The organism is Asticcacaulis sp. AND118 (assembly GCF_020535245.1).
GTDB lineage: Bacteria > Pseudomonadota > Alphaproteobacteria > Caulobacterales > Caulobacteraceae > Asticcacaulis.
Genome location: NZ_CP084910.1, coordinates 230,851 through 245,603 on the forward strand (window position 1 = coordinate 230,851; position 14,753 = coordinate 245,603).

13 protein-coding genes are annotated in these 14,753 nt (G+C 63.1%); 12 read left to right on the plus strand and 1 reads right to left on the minus strand.

The window, feature by feature from the left end; all coding sequences use genetic code 11:
- Positions 1–3 precede the first annotated feature (3 nt).
- The 3 genes from LH365_RS01090 to LH365_RS01100 are packed head-to-tail and all read left to right on the plus strand — an operon-like array spanning position 4 to position 1,719.
- A complete protein-coding gene (locus LH365_RS01090; protein WP_226744382.1) occupies positions 4–699 on the plus strand; it encodes a YceI family protein in 696 nt (231 codons plus the stop codon).
- Positions 700–709: 10 nt separating this feature from the next.
- Positions 710–1,180 (plus strand): SRPBCC family protein, encoded by a 471-nt coding sequence (locus LH365_RS01095; protein ID WP_226744383.1) that lies wholly within the window; start codon positions 710–712, stop codon positions 1,178–1,180.
- Between the two features lie 2 nt (positions 1,181–1,182).
- Positions 1,183–1,719: an SRPBCC domain-containing protein gene (locus tag LH365_RS01100; protein ID WP_226744384.1), complete on the plus strand. Its 537-nt coding sequence runs from the start codon at positions 1,183–1,185 to the stop codon at positions 1,717–1,719.
- On the opposite strand, the gene LH365_RS01105 is transcribed toward LH365_RS01100, so the two are convergent.
- Positions 1,716–2,552, minus strand: a complete 837-nt coding sequence (locus LH365_RS01105) for a LytTR family DNA-binding domain-containing protein (protein ID WP_226744385.1) — start codon at positions 2,550–2,552, stop codon at positions 1,716–1,718. The two genes, LH365_RS01100 and LH365_RS01105, sit on opposite strands and share 4 nt — an antisense overlap.
- 103 nt (positions 2,553–2,655) lie before the next feature.
- Here LH365_RS01105 and LH365_RS01110 point away from each other — a divergent pair, with 103 nt between their 5' ends.
- The 9 genes from LH365_RS01110 (at position 2,656) to LH365_RS01155 (ending at position 14,625) form a co-directional block, all read left to right on the plus strand.
- Complete coding sequence (locus tag LH365_RS01110; RefSeq protein ID WP_226744386.1) at positions 2,656–3,207, plus strand: DUF2306 domain-containing protein; 552 nt, start codon at positions 2,656–2,658, stop codon at positions 3,205–3,207.
- 80 nt (positions 3,208–3,287) lie between these two features.
- Positions 3,288–4,547, plus strand: a complete 1,260-nt coding sequence (locus LH365_RS01115) for an MFS transporter (protein ID WP_226744387.1) — start codon at positions 3,288–3,290, stop codon at positions 4,545–4,547.
- 216 nt (positions 4,548–4,763) lie between these two features.
- Positions 4,764–5,966, plus strand: coding sequence for an ADP-forming succinate--CoA ligase subunit beta (sucC, locus tag LH365_RS01120; RefSeq protein ID WP_226744388.1), 1,203 nt, complete (start codon positions 4,764–4,766; stop codon positions 5,964–5,966).
- A gap of 9 nt (positions 5,967–5,975) precedes the next feature.
- Positions 5,976–6,860, plus strand: coding sequence for a succinate--CoA ligase subunit alpha (sucD, locus tag LH365_RS01125; protein ID WP_226744389.1), 885 nt, complete (start codon positions 5,976–5,978; stop codon positions 6,858–6,860).
- Positions 6,861–7,164: 304 nt separating this feature from the next.
- Positions 7,165–10,146, plus strand: a complete 2,982-nt coding sequence (locus LH365_RS01130) for a 2-oxoglutarate dehydrogenase E1 component (RefSeq protein WP_226744390.1) — start codon at positions 7,165–7,167, stop codon at positions 10,144–10,146.
- 116 nt (positions 10,147–10,262) lie between these two features.
- Positions 10,263–11,801, plus strand: coding sequence for a 2-oxoglutarate dehydrogenase complex dihydrolipoyllysine-residue succinyltransferase (gene odhB, locus LH365_RS01140; protein ID WP_370639729.1), 1,539 nt, complete (start codon positions 10,263–10,265; stop codon positions 11,799–11,801).
- A 95-nt stretch (positions 11,802–11,896) separates the two neighbouring features.
- Positions 11,897–13,072, plus strand: coding sequence for a patatin-like phospholipase family protein (locus LH365_RS01145; protein ID WP_226744391.1), 1,176 nt, complete (start codon positions 11,897–11,899; stop codon positions 13,070–13,072).
- 61 nt (positions 13,073–13,133) lie between these two features.
- Positions 13,134–14,015 carry a hypothetical protein gene (locus LH365_RS01150; protein WP_226744392.1) on the plus strand — a complete coding sequence of 294 codons (882 nt, stop codon included), beginning with the start codon at positions 13,134–13,136 and terminating at the stop codon, positions 14,013–14,015.
- Between the two features lie 58 nt (positions 14,016–14,073).
- On the plus strand, positions 14,074–14,625 hold the full coding sequence (locus tag LH365_RS01155) for a hypothetical protein (RefSeq protein WP_226744393.1): 552 nt from the start codon (positions 14,074–14,076) through the stop codon (positions 14,623–14,625).
- The last annotated feature ends 128 nt before the right edge of the window (positions 14,626–14,753 follow it).

Genomic DNA, 14,753 nt, shown 5'->3' on the forward strand with positions numbered 1-14,753 from the left:
CCCATGCGTCTCCTGCCCTTTACCTTCGGTCTGCTGGCGATGAGTGCCGGCCTGACCGCCTGCTCGCAACCCCCGGCCGAAAAGGCCCCCGAAGCCCCGGCGGCCACGCCTGCGCCCGCCGCCGTCGCGCCCAAGGACTTCCCCGCCGGCAGCTACACGCTGGACAAATCCCACGCCAGCTTGACCTTCACGGTCAACCACACCGGCTTTTCAACCTATACGGCGGGCTTCGACGCCTTCGACGCCACGCTGGAGATCGATCCCAAACATCCGGAAGCGGCGAAACTGAAGGCGACCGTCGAGGTGAAATCGCTCGACCTGCCGACGCCGCCCAAGGGCTTCCACGACAGCCTGATGTCGGCCCAGTGGTTCGACGCCTCGAAATATCCGCAGATGACCTTCGTTTCGACCCGGGTCGAAAAGACGGGCGACTATACAGCGAAGATCCACGGCGACCTGACCCTGCACGGCGTCACCAAGCCGGTGGTGCTCGATGCGGTGCTGAACGGCGGCTATGCCGGTTTCGCGCCTTACGATCCGAATGCCCGCATCGGCTTCTCCGCCAGGGGCGAGATCAAGCGTTCCGACTTCGGCATCGCCTACGGCATACCGGAACCCGGCACGGTGATGGGCGTCGGCGACGCGGTAGGCATCGCCATCGAGGCCGAATTCTCCGGCCCGCCGCTCAAGGCCGGATAAGGAGCGCCCCATGACCCGTCACGTCACTCCTCACACCATGCGTTTGTCGCGCGATCTGAAATTCCCGATCGCGACCGTCTTCACCGCCTGGGCCGATCCGGCCGCCAAGGCGGCGTGGTTCACCGGTCCCTCCGACTGGGAGTGCGATCCGCACGCGCTTGATTTCCGCGTCGGCGGGCGCGAACGCAGCAGCGGCGGCCCCAAGGGCGCGCCCCGGCACATCATGTCCGCGGTCTTCCATGAGATCGTGCCGCCGGAGAACGGACAGGCACGCATCATTTCCAGCTTCACCATGCACGTCGGTGAGACCCTCCTGACCGTGTCGCTGATGACGCTGGAATTCACCACCACGGCGACCGGCACGCAGCTCAAACTGACCGAGCAGCTCGTCTTCCTCGACGGCTGCGACCATATCGAAAACCGTGAAGAGGGCACCCATGCGCTCCTCGACATGCTCGAAGCCTATTTGAACCGGCAATGACCATGACCCATCCCGTCACCGCTACCACCGAAAACCGCTATGAGGTAGTCATGACCCGCCACCTCGACGCAGCCCCGTCGCTGGTCTGGCGCGCCTTTACCGAGCCGCAGCACATGGCGGCGTGGTGGGGGCCGTCGACCTTCACCGCCCGCGCCGAAATGGATATGCGACCGGGCAGCGCTTATCGCATCGACATGATCGGACCCGATGGCAGCGTCTCGCCTATGCGTGGCAAATATATCGAGGTCCTGCCGCCGCACCGTCTGGTCTTCGATTTCGACATCAGCGAGCACGGCCCGGCGTTCAACCGGATGCTGCGCGAGTCCTATGTGGCTTCGGGCGGTGAGGCGGGCGATCCGCTGGGCACGTCCAATATCATCATCGTGACGTTCGAGGCCGAAGACGGCGGCACGCGCCTGACCTTCCGTCAGAGCCTGGCCAGCGCTGCCGAACGCGACGCCTATGTCAGGATGGGCACGGTCGAGGGCTTCACCGAGAGCCTGATCAAGCTGGATCGGTTGCTGATGGAGATGGCCTAAATCCAGCCGTCAGCCTTTAGCACCTTCTGGTACGAACGGCTGACGGGGGCTTCGATTTCGCCGCGCAGGGTGAGGCTGACGCGCCCGTCCTGCCGGCGGATGTCCTCGATGGCGTCGCGAGCGACCCACCAGGAACGGTGCGTCTGCGACCCTTCGATCCCTTCCAGTTCGCGGATGGCATCGTAAAGCCGCATCAGGATCAGCGTGCTGCCGGCGCTGGTGTGGACGCGCAGATAGTGATCCTCCGCCGACAGGGCATAGATATCGGCCTTCTGGTGCTTGAACGGCAACCGGTCGAGGAAGGCGACACGCTCTGGTGGGGTTTCGACCGCGGGGCCGGAGGCGGGCGGCGCGGCGAAGGCGTGGCTTTGCTGCGGTTCGCGGTTGAGCAGCACATTGAGCAGGGTCATGGCGGCGGAAATGACGCCGACCGGCCCCAGAAAGCGCCCATAGAGTCCGATGTCCCACGACATATGCCCGAACAGCGGCGTGATGGCCCAGACAACCAGCGCGATCGACGGCGTCAGCAGCGCCGTCAGCAAAACGCCGTACAGCCACGGACGCCCTTCCAGATGCAGCCGGTGACGCAGATAGCCCACCGCCAGCCGGTCGATGCCGACGGCGACGAACGATCCGGCAACCATCAGCAGGCCCCAATAGAAGAGACGGTGAAGCAACGGAATCTCACCCGTGCCGAAGGCGTTGATCAGGCTGAGAAACAGGGCCATGCCCAATGCCGATCCGAAGATGCGACCGACGCCTTTCAGCGTTTCGGACCAGTGCGGGCCTGCCATTGACGAAGCGTGAACGGCGGCCGCGTTCGTTTCACGCATCTGTCGCGTCCGTTCGCGCATCCGTCTCCCCGTGCCTGTAAAGTCCTGTGTCTAATTGCCGTGACGCAACCCGTTGCACAAGATAATTTTCACGGAAGAGACCATGACCCAACCATTCAAGACATCGCCCTACGCCAACGTTTGGAAGTTTATCGGGGCGCTGGTGGTTATTGGCGGGCTGGTCCTCGCCTCGGCGCTCCTGTCGCAGGGCGGCGCGTTTCAGCCGCTGAAGTACGCGGCTCAGGGGATGCATTTCCACGCGCCGCACTGGGACCCGATCCGCGAGTCGTCGCTGGCGACGCAGATCCATCTGGCGGCGGCGGTGTCGGCCTTCTTCATCGGTCTCTATCAGTTGCTCGGTCCTAAGGGCCGCACGCCGCACCGTCTGCTGGGCTATGTTTGGCTGGGGCTGATGCTGACGGCGGCCATATCCAGCTTCTGGCTGCGCGCCCTCAATCCGGGGATGCTGAGCTTCATCCATATCCTGTCCGGCTGGACGGTGGTGGTGGCGCCGATGATCCTCTATGCGGCGCGGACGAAGAACATCAAACGCCACCGCAACATGGCCATGGGCCTGTTCATGGGTGGATTGGTGGTGGCCGGCCTGTTCGCCTTCCTGCCGGGGCGGCTGATGTGGCGGGTGTTTTTCGGATAACCGGAATAACCGGCTATATGACCTTTTGAATTTTGAAACGCCGTGGTAGGACTCGTCTGCTAATTGCGGCGGGACCCCAAATGACCCACGAAGCCAAACCGGGCTGGCGTACCCACGCCTGTCTGGTGCTGTTGCTCATCGTCTATATCTTTAACTTCGTCGACCGGCAGATCCTCTCCATCCTCGCCCAGCCGATCAAGGCTGAGCTGAATCTTACCGACGCCCAACTCGGCTGGCTGGGCGGCTTCGCCTTCGCCTTCGTCTATACGCTGGTCGGCATACCGGCGGCGCTGATCGCACAGCGGGTCGGACGCGTGCGGATGATCGCCGGGGCGCTGATCGTATGGAGCGCGGCGACGGCGGCCTGCGGTCTGGCTTCGTCGTGGCTGATTCTGGCGCTGGGCCGTTTTGGGGTCGGCATCGGAGAAGCGGGCGGGGTTGCGCCGTCGCAGAGCCTGATCAGCGACCTCTATCCGCCCGCCCACCGCGCCAGGGCGCTGGCGGTGTTTTCGCTGGGGGTGCCGCTGGGGTCGGGATTGGGCATCATGTTCGGCGGGCTGCTGGCGGCGACCTTCGACTGGCGGCACGCCTTCATGGTCGTCGGTCTGACGGGCGTTTTGTTCGCGCCGATCTTCTATCTCGGTGCGCGCGGGCGGGAACGGCAGACCGCGCAGGCCGCGTCTCCGTTGGCCAGCCGCCTGCGCCGGGTCGCGGCCAATCCGTCCCTGTGGCTGATTTCGCTGGGGGCGTCGCTGTCCTCGGTGATCGGCTACGGTCTGATGTTCTGGCTGCCTTCGGTCTTCATGCGCTCGTTCAAGGCAACCCTGATGTCGGCCTCGTTCAGCTTCGGCCTGATCGTGTTGATCGGTGGCGCCATCGGTATACTGGGCGGCGGTCTGCTGGCCGACCGGCTGGGGGCCAGATCGCCGCGCGCCTTCGTGCTTATCCCCGCCGTGGCCTATCTGCTGTGCATCCCGGCCTATGGGCTGGTGCTGCTCGATCCCGGCTTCGCTTTCGATCAGGCGGCGGGGTTTGCGCTGCTGATCGTGGCGCAGGCGCTCGGTCTGGTGTGGATGGGGCCGGTGACGGCCAGCCTGCACCACGTGGTCGAGCCCGAAGACCGGGCGCTGGCCTCGGCCCTGTTCCTGTTCATCACCAATATGATCGGTCTGGGCTTCGGCTCGTGGATCATGGGCCTGATTTCCGATTATTTATCACATAATTACGCTCAGGAGGCCCTGCGCATGGCGGTCAGCTACGGGCTCGGCTTCTATATTCTGGGGGCTTTGTGCCTCGCGGCCGCCGCCCTGAGGCTGCACCGCGACTGGCGCACACGCTGAAACCGCAAATCGTATACGATTTGAGAGCGATTCGCGCTTTTTGGCGATCTTGCGGTTGCACAACGCAGATGCGGCGCTTATAACCCCCTCCCGTAGATCGGGCGGGCAACGATGTTCGCCGTCTAAAATGGTCGCCCGGGCGATATTTCGCCCACTTCGTCATTACGGCAGCGCAGCAGCGGTGCCGGACATCATAATTTTGCCAAGACCGGTTCCATGAACATTCACGAGCATCAAGCCAAGGCCGTACTCAAGGAGTTCGGCGTCGCCGTTCCGCGCGGCTATCCCGCATTTTCGCCCAAGGAAGCCCTTGAGGCCGCCAAAAACCTGAAAGACGATTCCACCAAGGTGTGGGTCGTCAAGTCGCAGATCCACGCGGGTGGCCGCGGCAAGGGCAAGTTCGAAGGCCTCGGCGCCGACGCCAAGGGCGGCGTGCGCGTTGTCAAGTCGCCGGCCGAAGTCGAAGCCAATGCCGACGAAATGCTGGGCCGCGTCCTCGTGACCCATCAGACGGGCCCGGCGGGCAAGCAGGTCAACCGCCTGTACATCGAAGAAGGCGCGGACATCAAAAAGGAGCTGTATCTCTCGCTCCTCGTCGATCGCGTCACCTCGCGCGTGTCGGTCGTCGCTTCGACCGAAGGCGGCATGGACATCGAAGAAGTCGCCCACGCAACGCCTGAGAAGATCATCACCTTCACCATCGATCCGGCTACCGGCGTTTTCCCGGTGCACGGCCGCACCCTGGCTCATGCTCTGGGCCTCAAGGGCGATCTGGCCAAGCAGGGCTTCAAGCTGCTCCAGCAACTGTACGCGGCGTTCAACGCCAAGGACATGGACATGCTGGAAATCAACCCGCTGATCATCACCGGCGACGACCAGCTTCTGGTTCTCGACGCCAAGGTGTCGTTCGATTCCAACTCGCTCTTCCGTCACCCGGACATTCAGGCGCTGCGCGACCTGACCGAAGAAGACGCCAAGGAAATCGAAGCCTCGAAGTTCGACCTCTCCTATATCGCCCTTGACGGCGAAATCGGCTGCATGGTCAACGGCGCTGGTCTGGCCATGGCCACGCTCGACATCATCAAGCTGTACGGCTCCGAGCCCGCCAACTTCCTCGACGTCGGCGGCGGCGCGACCACCGAAAAGGTGACCGCGGCGTTCAAGATCATCACCTCGGACCCCAAGGTGAAGGGCATCCTCGTCAATATCTTCGGCGGCATCATGAAGTGCGACATCATCGCCACGGGCGTGATCACCGCGGTGAAGGAAGTCGGCCTGAAAGTGCCGTTGGTGGTGCGTCTTGAAGGCACCAACGTCGATCTCGGCAAGAAAATCATCAATGAAAGCGGCCTGAACGTGATCGCCGCCGACGATCTGGCCGATGCGGCCGCGAAGATCGTCAAGGCAGTGAAGGGCTAAGGTTTAAACATGTCCGTACTCATCAATTCGCAAACCAAGGTCATCACGCAGGGCTTCACCGGCGCGCAGGGCACCTTCCACTCCGAACAGGCGATCGCCTACGGAACGCAAGTCGTTGGCGGTGTGACCCCCGGCAAGGGCGGCACCATGCACATCGGCCTGCCGGTGTTCGACAGCGTTGCCGAAGCCAAGGACCGCACGGGCGCCGACGCCTCGGCCATCTACGTGCCGCCGCCCTTCGCGGCTGACGCCATCCTCGAAGCCATCGAAGCCGAAATCCCGCTGATCGTCTGCATCACCGAAGGCATTCCGGTTCTGGACATGGTCAAGGTGAAGCGCGCTCTGTCGGGCTCCAAGTCGCGCCTGATCGGGCCGAACTGCCCCGGCGTCCTGACCCCCAACGAGTGCAAGATCGGCATCATGCCGGGCAACATCTTCTCCAAGGGTTCGGTCGGTGTTGTTTCCCGTTCCGGGACTTTGACCTATGAAGCCGTGTTCCAGACGACCAATGCCGGGCTCGGTCAGACGACCGCCGTCGGCATCGGCGGCGACCCGGTCAAGGGCACCGAGTTCATCGACGTCCTGGAAATGTTCCTCGCCGACGAAGCCACCCAGTCGATCATCATGATCGGTGAAATCGGCGGCTCGGCCGAAGAAGACGCCGCTCAGTTCCTGATCGACGAAGCCAAGCGTGGCCGCAAGAAGCCGATGGCCGGCTTCATCGCGGGCCGCACGGCGCCTCCGGGCCGCCGCATGGGCCACGCCGGTGCGATCATCTCCGGCGGCAAGGGCGGCGCGGAAGACAAGATCGCGGCCATGGAAGCGGCCGGCATCAAGGTGTCTCCGTCTCCGGCGGCGCTGGGCGAAACCCTGCTCAGCGTGCTGAAGGGCTAAACCTCATCATACCTCCCCGCCAAAGGCAGGGAGGTATAGGTTTATTGCCTGCCACAAAAACGAAACGAAAAGCGCGTAGCCTGCGGGTTGCGCGCTTTTTTGTTGCCGCAACCCCTGCGCAGACGCATAATGTGAGCGGTAACATTCTTCTGAAATAATCGTATACGATTTTTCAGGCTTAAGAGGTTCTCAACACCTCTCAAAGAGAGTATAGGCTTTACCGTACGGCGGTGTCGTTGTTGGCCGCCACAACCCAAATACGAAAGGGAGACGGTGTCGTTATTGGCCGTCTCGCAGGTATCATATGGCGGACGATTCCGGTCGGCTGAACCAGGTTTTCGCGGAAACCTCGTTTCTTTATGGCGGCAACGCCCTGTTCATCGAACAGATTCAGGAGCAGTGGGCCAAAGACCCCGGTTCCGTTTCTCCCGCCTGGCGGGCCTTTTTCGATCAACTCATGGACAACCCGACGAACGTGGCGCAGAACGCCTCGGTCGGCGGTTGGGCGCGCCCGGTTCTGGATAAGCGCGATGAGATGACCTCGGCGCTGGATGGGTTCTGGCCCGCCGTCGAAGCGAAGGCCGCCAAGGGTATCGCCGACAAGAACGCCAAGGATGCCGCCGCCGGCAAGGCCGCGCCGGCCTCCGCCGCCGACCTGCAAAACGCGGCGCGCGATAGCGTCCGCGCCCTCATGCTGATCCGCGCCTACCGTATCCGCGGTCACCTTCAGGCCAATCTCGACCCGCTGGGCCTTGAGCCCAAGGGCGAGAACCCGGAACTGCTGCCGGAGCACTGGGGCTTCACCGCCGCCGACATGGACCGCCCGATCTTCATCGACGGCGTGCTGGGTCTGGAATCGGCGACGCTCAAGGAAATCATCCAGATCCTGCGCCGCACCTACTGCGCCAATGTCGGCGTGCAATACATGCACATATACGACACGGCGGAAAAGGCGTGGATTCAGGAACGTATCGAAGGTCGCGACAAGGAAATCAACTTCACCAAGGAAGGCAAGATCGCCATCCTCAAGAAGCTCATCGAGACCGAAGGGCTTGAGCGTTTCCTGCACCGCCGCTTCCCCGGCACCAAGCGTTTCGGCCTCGACGGCGGCGAAGCGCTGATTCCGGCCATGGAACAGATCATCAAGCGCGGCGGCAATCTGGGCGTCAAGGACATCATCCTCGGTATGCCGCACCGCGGCCGCCTGAACGTTCTGACCGCCGTGATGGGCAAGCAGTACCGCGCCCTGTTCCACGAATTTCAGGGCGGTTCGACCGTGCCGCTGGACATCGACTCGACCGGCGACGTGAAATACCACATGGGCGCCTCCTCGGACCGCGCCTTCGATGGCAACAATGTCCACCTGTCGCTGACGGCCAACCCGTCGCACCTTGAAATCGTCAACCCGGTGGTGCTGGGCAAGGCCCGCGCCAAGCAGGCCGCGCACATCAAGGCCAAGGGCGACGGCACGCTGGACCGTTCGCAGACCATCCCGCTGATCCTGCACGGCGACGCCGCCTTTGCGGGTCAGGGCGTGGTGGCCGAATGCTTCGCCCTGATGGGGCTGAAGGGTTACAAGACCGGCGGCACGCTGCACATCATCGTCAACAACCAGATCGGTTTCACGACGGCTCCGCGCTTCTCGCGTTCCTCGCCCTATCCGTCGGATCAGGCGCTGGGCGCGCAGGCCCCGATCCTGCACTGTAACGGCGACGATCCCGAAGCCGTGGTCTTCTGCGCCAAGGTGGCCACCGAGTTCCGGCACAAGTTCGCCAAGGACGTGGTCATCGACATGTTCTGCTATCGCCGCTTCGGTCACAACGAAGGCGACGATCCCACGTTCACGCAGCCGATCATGTACGCCAAGATCAAGGACCATCCGTCGACGCGCGAACTGTACGCTCAGCGTCTGGTCGCCGAAGGCGTCGCCACTCAGGCGGAGATCGACGGCTGGGTGGCCGAATTCGAAGCCTTCCTGAACGCCGAATTCGAAGCCGGCAAGGAATACAAGGCGACCAAGGCCGACTGGCTGGACGGCAAGTGGTCGGGCCTCGGCCTGCCCGAAGACGACGAGCGCCGGGGCTTCACCTCGGTGCCGCGCGCCAAGCTGGAAGAGATCGGCAAGAAGATCACCACCATCCCCAACGAGATTGAGGCGCACAAGACTTTGCGCCGCGTGATCGAGGGTCGCCGTCAGGCGGTGGAATCGGGCGAGAATATCGACTGGGCGCTGGCCGAGCATCTGGCCTTCGGCTCGCTGCTCGACGAAGGCTTCGACGTGCGCCTGTCGGGTCAGGATTCGATCCGCGGCACCTTCTCGCAACGTCACTCGGCCTTCATCGATCAGCGCACCGAGGAACGTTACTTCCCGCTCAACCACCTGCGTGAAGGTCAGGCCCATTACGAAGTGATCGACTCGGCCCTTTCGGAAGAGGCGGTGCTGGGCTTCGAATACGGCTACTCGCTGGCCGATCCGAACACGCTCGTCATGTGGGAAGGTCAGTTCGGCGACTTCGTCAACGGGGCTCAGGTCGTCATCGATCAGTTCATCTCGTCGGGTGAGCGCAAATGGCTGCGTATGTCGGGTCTGGTCATGCTGCTGCCGCACGGCTACGAAGGTCAGGGCCCCGAGCACTCCTCGGCGCGTCTTGAACGCTTCCTGCAACTGTGCGCCGAAGACAATATGCAGGTCGCCAACTGCACGACGCCGGCCAATTACTTCCACATCCTGCGCCGTCAGATCCACCGTCCGTTCCGCAAGCCGCTGATCATCATGACGCCGAAGTCGCTTCTGCGTCACAAGAAGGCGGTCTCGACCTTTGCCGACATCTCGGAAGGCTCGTCGTTCCACCGCGTGCTGCATGACGACGCCGAGCGCCGTCCGGACGTCGCGGGCGTCAAGCTGGTCGCCGACGACAAGATCCGTCGCGTCGTGCTGTGCTCCGGCAAGGTCTATTACGACCTGCTGGACGAGCGCGAGAAGAAGGGCATCAAGGACGTTTATCTGATGCGTCTGGAACAGTTCTATCCGTGGCCGATGAAGTCCCTGCTCACCGAGCTGGGCCGCTTCAAGAATGCTGAGTTGGTCTGGTGCCAGGAAGAGCCGAAGAATATGGGCGGCTGGTCGTTCGTCGATCCGTGGCTCGAACTGACGCTCGACAAGCTGAAGGTCAAGGCCAAGCGCGCCCGCTATGTCGGTCGTCCGGCCTCGGCTTCGACGGCGGCGGGCGTTATGAGCCGCCACCTGAAAGAGCTGGAAGCCTTCCTGACTGAGGCTTTCGCATGACGAAAGCCATTGCCCTCAGCGAAGCGTTTGCCTGATCCTGTCCTTAAAGGGGCGCGCCCACAGCGTTGCGCGCCTCTCATCCCTGAATTTAAAAGATAAAATCGGAGCCTATACCCATGGCCGACATCCTCACCCCCGTCCTCGGCGAATCCGTTTCCGAGGCGACCATCGCCAAGTGGACCAAGAAGCCCGGCGACGCCGTCAAGAAGGACGAAATCCTCGTTGAGCTGGAAACCGACAAGGTTTCGCTCGAAGTGGCCGCCCCCGCCGATGGCACCTTGACCGAAATCCTCGCCGGTGAAGGCGATACCGTCACCCCCGGCGCCGTGCTGGGCCGCATCGGCGCGGCCGGCGCCGCGGCTGCGCCCGCTTCGGCGGCGGCCCCTGCTGCCGCTCCGACGCCTGCCGCAGCCCCTGCCGCCACTTCGGGCGCTTCCGGGGGCGCTCTGCTCGACGTCAAGACCCCGGTCATGGGCGAGTCGGTGGCCGAAGGCGCCATCTCGCGCTGGGCCAAGAAGGTCGGCGAAGCCGTCAAGAAGGACGAGGTCCTGGTCGAGATCGAAACCGATAAGGTCGCCGTCGAAGTCGCCTCTCCGGCGGACGGCGTGATCGCTGAAATCGTCGCTGCCGACGGCGCGACCGTGACTCCGGGTCAGGTCATCGCCCGTATTTCCGCCGGCGCTTCGGCTGGTGCGGTTGCCGCCGCGCCTGTGCCCGCCGCCGCTCCCGCCCCGGCGGCGGCCCCTGCCGCGGCTGGCAAGGCTTCGGATCACCTGTCGCCCGCCGTCAACCGCATCGTGTCGGAAACCGGCCTCAACACCGCCGGCATCGCCGGTACGGGCAAGGACGGGCGCATCACCAAGGGCGACGCGCTGGCCGCATTGTCGAGCCCTGCCCCGACCGCTATTGCGCCGGTTTCGACCCCGGCGGCTCCGGTTGCGCCGCGTGAAGTCGGCCCGCGCGAAGAGCGCGTGAAGATGACACGCCTGCGTCAGACGATCGCCCGCCGCCTGAAGGAATCGCAATCGACCGCCGCCCAGCTCACCACCTTCAACGAAGTCGACATGACGACGGTGATGAACCTGCGCAACACCTATAAGGACGCCTTTGAAAAGCGTCATGGCGTGAAGCTCGGCTTCATGTCCTTCTTCGCCAAGGCGGTCGTCGCGGCGCTGAAAGACATTCCGGCGGTCAATGCCGAGATCGACGGTACCGACATCATCTACAAGAACCACTACGATCTCGGCATCGCCGTCGGCACCGAAAAGGGCCTGGTCGTGCCGGTTCTGCGCGATGTCGATAACCTGTCGCTGGCCGGTATCGAAAAGGGCATTGCCGGTCTGGGCAAGCAGGCCCGTGACGGCACCCTGTCGCTGGACCAACTGCAAGGCGGCACCTTCACCATCACCAACGGCGGCATCTACGGCTCGCTGATGTCGACCCCGATCCTCAACATGCCGCAGGTCGGCATTCTTGGGATGCACAACATCGTGCAGCGCCCGATGGTCGTGAACGGTCAGATCGTCGCCCGTCCGATGATGTACCTGGCCCTGTCCTACGATCACCGCATCGTGGACGGTAAGGAAGCCGTGACCTTCCTGGTTCGCATCAAAGAAGGTCTCGAAGACCCGCAGCGCTTCATCCTCGACGTCTAGGTTGAGGCGCATTGCTAAAAACAAAGCCGCTCCGTTCCCACGGGGCGGCTTTTGTTTTTCGTCGCAGTCGTTATGATCCAAGGTGGAGGCCACCGATGCTGAAACATCTCGTCCTGATCGTCATGGCCTTCAGCCTCAGTGGCTGTCTGACGCTGGAGCGTCCGGAAAGCAATTACCCGCTGACGGCGGCATACCAGCCGCGCGGCTTTCCCAATGTGCGCTTCTCGGCCACCGATCCCGACATTCCCGTCCGCCTCGAAGCCGACGCCCGCAGGCAGATGCACCTGAATGGCAGGCAGCGCTTCGACGCTCTGGCCCTGTCCGGCGGCGGCGCGGACGGCGCGTTCGGGGCCGGGGTGCTGGTCGGCTGGACCGAGCGCGGCGACCGCCCGACATTTCGCATGGTGACGGGCGTCTCGACCGGCGCGCTGATCGCGCCCTTCGCCTTCCTCGGCTCTGCCTACGATCAGAAGCTGAAAGATGCCTATACCAGCGGCATCGCCGACAGTTTAGCTAAGTCGCGCGGTCTGATGTCGCTGTTCACACCGGGCGTCCTCGATTCTCACGCCCTGTACGATCTGGTCAGCACCTATGTCGACGAGACCATGATCCGCGACATCGCGCGCGAACACGAAACGGGCCGCCGCCTGATCGTCGGAACGACCAATCTTGACGCCCAGACCGGTGTGCTGTGGGACATCGGTGAAATCGCCGCTATCGCCGTTCGCAGCGGTTCGCCGCAGAAGATGACCGATGCCCGGACCCTGATCCGTCAGGTGCTGGTCGCGTCTTCTTCCGTGCCGGGCGCTTTTGCGCCGGTGATGATCGACGTCGAGTCGCCGGCGCCGGGCGCACCCAATCCCTTCCGTGAAATGCACGTCGATGGCGGGGTGACCCTGCCCTTCTTCATCCTGCCGGAATCGATGATGAACTGGACCGTGCCCAAGGACCTGATCTCCGGCGGGCATATCTACGTGCTGATCAACGGCAAGATCACGCCGCAGCCGGCCATCACTCCCTATAACGCCCTGCACATCATGGGACGGTCGCTCGACACCCTGACCAAGGCGCAGGCGCGCGGCACCCTGATTGGTCTCAATGCTTTCGGGCTGCGCAACGGCATGGAAGTGTCTCAGGTGTCGCTGCCCGACACCTTCATCGAGGGGGGGATGCTGGCTTTTGAGAAGGACTCCATGCGCCGGGTCTTCTATTACGGCTACCAGTTGGGGGCGTCTGACAAACTCTGGAAGGCGGAACCACCGCGCGATTGAGTTCCGCGCGAAACCATGTTTAAATAAAGCAAATATAATTATTCCTGTCAGGGGGAAACCGATGTCTGCTCTGTTTCGTGCGGCCTTGTCCGCGTTTGCCGCCGCTTGTCTGCTGGTTGCCGCGCCGGTGGAGGCCGCCTCGGCATCCAAGGCCGGTACTTTCAATTCGGCCGCCTCGCGCAAGGCCTGGCCGCATATTCAGCGCGCCATGACCGGCGACATGGCGGAAATGGCCGACAAGGCGAGTGAACTTAAGCCGGAATATGTGCTGGCCTACGGGCTGGCGCTGGAAATGGGCCGCGAGCCGGTGACGCTGAGCGCCTTGCAGAAGTCGCGCATCCAGACCGTGTTTCAGGAGTTCCTGAACCTGTACATCCGTAAGTCCGATAATATCAAACTGGACGGGCGCGAAGAGGCGCTGCTGGGTCAGCCGGATTTCTGGATCATGGTCGCCCGCGAACTGGGCCGGCCGCAGACTATCGCCAATATGCGCGATATTCCCTTGCCGGGCATGGACGGTCAGTCCGGGGGCGGCGGCTATGCCTTCTTCACCGGCGCAGGGGTCGATAGTCGGTTCAATAAGGAAGACTACACGCTGCGCGGCGACCGCGTGTTGAACCGCTACATGGTCTACGCCTCGCAATCGTGCGTCATTTATGCACGTACGGCCCAGCGCATGAAACGGGTGCTGACCATCCCGGCGTCCGAAGCGCCGCACCTGACGGCAGTGGCCTATAAGCAGAATTACGATACCGCTTTGATGCTGTACAAGGATGCTAACCGCCAGGGCCCGCAGGCCTGTGGCTCGCGCGATTTCTATACGCAGGTGCTGGCCTATGCCGACCGCAATATGGGGGCGCTGGACAGGCTGAAATCCGACCCGACCCTCGCCGCGGCGGCCATAGAAGACGGCGCTTCGGCTCCGGAGACGAATAAGCCGTAGGCAAGTCCCGCCTCATGGGTTAAAACACGGTTAACCCTGTTACGCGGAGCGCCTGTCCATGAAGTACGTGCGTTGGTTTATTGCCCTGATCGTCGTGGCCTATGTGGGCTGGATCGCCTTTCCCGTCGTCAAGAACGCCCTGACCCCCGGCTATGAGCCGTCGGTATCGATGCGACAGGGCGATGTCGATACCCATGTCGGCGGGGCCAGCATCCTGCGCAGCGACGACAGCTACGGCGCCGATGCCGCGCCTATCCCGGCCGACTCCATTCAGGGCGAAACCGCCGTCGCCGCCATAGCGACGGACAATAAGCCGGTTATCTGGCTGTGGGGCGGCGTGGTGGTCTTCTATCTCATCGCGGCCTTCCTGTTCGCCAAGGGCAATGTGCGCGCCGCACTGGCCTATGGCGCGGCCTTCGTGGCCGATGTCGTGCTGACCTTCCTGACCAAGGGCGAGGCCGGATCGGGCCTGTTCGACCGCATTCTGGAACTGCTGTCGGGGTGGGACCCGCGTTATACGCTGACCCTGGTGGCGATGGTGCTGGGCTTCATCATATTGATGGCGCGCGGGCGTCCGTTGCCGAAGCGCCATCTGGCCTACGAAAACTAGCGTTTAGCCCGAAAATACCCACATAGGACTTGACCCCCGCCGCGTGGAATTTTACGGCAGGGCAAGGAAGTCTTACGCGTCAGATCGCGTTCCGATCCAAAGGATCGTCGCGCGCTCTTATTTTTATT

Coding starts and splice junctions, on each gene's coding strand:
- LH365_RS01095 (WP_226744383.1), top strand. CDS start 710: ATGACCCGTCACGTCACTCCTCACACCATGCGTTTGTCGCGCGATCTG.
- LH365_RS01130 (WP_226744390.1), top strand. CDS start 7,165: ATGGCGGACGATTCCGGTCGGCTGAACCAGGTTTTCGCGGAAACCTCG.
- LH365_RS01145 (WP_226744391.1), top strand. CDS start 11,897: ATGCTGAAACATCTCGTCCTGATCGTCATGGCCTTCAGCCTCAGTGGC.
- LH365_RS01150 (WP_226744392.1), top strand. CDS start 13,134: ATGTCTGCTCTGTTTCGTGCGGCCTTGTCCGCGTTTGCCGCCGCTTGT.
- sucC (WP_226744388.1), top strand. CDS start 4,764: ATGAACATTCACGAGCATCAAGCCAAGGCCGTACTCAAGGAGTTCGGC.
- LH365_RS01155 (WP_226744393.1), top strand. CDS start 14,074: ATGAAGTACGTGCGTTGGTTTATTGCCCTGATCGTCGTGGCCTATGTG.
- LH365_RS01105 (WP_226744385.1), bottom strand. CDS start 2,552: ATGCGTGAAACGAACGCGGCCGCCGTTCACGCTTCGTCAATGGCAGGC.
- LH365_RS01100 (WP_226744384.1), top strand. CDS start 1,183: ATGACCCATCCCGTCACCGCTACCACCGAAAACCGCTATGAGGTAGTC.
- sucD (WP_226744389.1), top strand. CDS start 5,976: ATGTCCGTACTCATCAATTCGCAAACCAAGGTCATCACGCAGGGCTTC.
- LH365_RS01115 (WP_226744387.1), top strand. CDS start 3,288: ATGACCCACGAAGCCAAACCGGGCTGGCGTACCCACGCCTGTCTGGTG.
- odhB (WP_370639729.1), top strand. CDS start 10,263: ATGGCCGACATCCTCACCCCCGTCCTCGGCGAATCCGTTTCCGAGGCG.
- LH365_RS01110 (WP_226744386.1), top strand. CDS start 2,656: ATGACCCAACCATTCAAGACATCGCCCTACGCCAACGTTTGGAAGTTT.
- LH365_RS01090 (WP_226744382.1), top strand. CDS start 4: ATGCGTCTCCTGCCCTTTACCTTCGGTCTGCTGGCGATGAGTGCCGGC.